This is a genomic window from Ruegeria sp. BHSB196 (assembly GCF_059613135.1).
This window is the reverse complement of sequence record NZ_JBXWRY010000078.1, coordinates 1-1,302: the sequence shown is the minus strand read 5'-3', so window position 1 is coordinate 1,302 and position 1,302 is coordinate 1. Positions and strand designations below refer to the sequence as shown.

Below are 1,302 nucleotides of genomic sequence, written 5' to 3'. Positions count from 1 at the left end.
GTAGCGGCGATCGGTGACCGAAGCTGCTTCAAGAACGGACGCCAGTTTGCCGCTTGGCTCGGACTGGTTCCCAAGCAAAGATCGAGTGGCGGGAAGTCCCGGCTGTTCGGGTGAGAGCGGCGGTGAGAAAGTCGACCACGGTAGCGGCGGGATGAGCCTGCTGCGGGCGGCGTAAAAGTCGTCCACCTTTGCCCTTCCTTATTTAACGGAGGGAGGGCGGGAGGATCTTCACCGTGGATTTGTATCGCAAGGTTCGTCTGGCCTGTGCCGAGGGCATGAGCCAGCGTGAAGCGGCCCGGCATTTCGGGATATCTCGTGACAGCGTTCGGAAGATTTTGGCGTTTTCGGTTCCGCCTGGCTATCGGCGCTCAGCGCCGATCCGGCGGCCCAAACTGGATGGGTTCACCGGAATCATCGATCAATGGCTTTCGGAAGACCGGGGCAGACCACGCAAGCAGCGGCATACGGCCAAGCGGATCTTCGAGCGGTTGCGCGACGAGCATGGCTTTGCGGGCGGCTATACTATCATCAAAGACTATGTCCGCGAGCACGGTCGGCGGCATCGCGAAGTGTTCGTTCCTCTGACGCACACGCCGGGTCATGCCCAGGCTGATTTCGGCGAAGCGGTGGTGGTGATCGGCGGTGTCGAACAGAAGGCCCATTTCTTTGCCCTGGATCTGCCCCACAGCGATGCCTGCTACGTCCGTGCATATCCGGCGGCGACAGCGGAAGCCTGGATGGACGGCCACGTCCATGCCTTCGCGTTCTTCGGTGCCGTACCGCGGTCGATCCTTTACGACAACGACCGCTGCCTGGTGGCAAAGATCGAACCGGATGGAACCCGCAGGCGTGCGCGGCTATTCAGCGAGATGCTGTCCCACTACGTGATCCGGGATCGCTACGGGCGGCCCGGCAAGGGGAACGACAAAGGATCGGTCGAGGGCTTGGTCGGTTATTCCCGGCGCAACTTCATGGTGCCGATCCCGAACTTCCCCACCTGGGACGCCTTCAACGATTGGCTCGAAGAGCAATGCCGGAAGCGGCAATCAGACAAGCTGCGCGGGCACAACGAGACGATTGGCGAGAGGCTCCAACGCGATCTGGACGCGATGGCGACGCTTCCTGCACTCTCCTTTGAAGCCTGCGACCAGACATCGGGCCGTGTCAGCTCGCTCGCGTTGGTGCGCTACAAGACCAACGACTATTCCGTGCCGGTTGCCTACGGGCACCGCGATGTCTGGATCCGGGCCTATGTCGACCGGGTGGTGATCGGCAGTGGTGGGGAAGTCATCGCTCGGCATC

At 61.9% G+C, this 1,302-nt stretch carries 1 protein-coding gene and 1 pseudogene; both read left to right on the top strand.

The window, feature by feature from the left end; genetic code table 11:
* Positions 1–111, top strand: a pseudogene (locus tag AC2FNJ_RS19970) (transposase); the annotation flags it as partial.
* A gap of 122 nt (positions 112–233) precedes the next feature.
* On the top strand, positions 234–1,302 hold a 1,069-nt coding region (gene istA / locus AC2FNJ_RS19965), incomplete at its 3' end, for an IS21 family transposase (protein ID WP_496766778.1).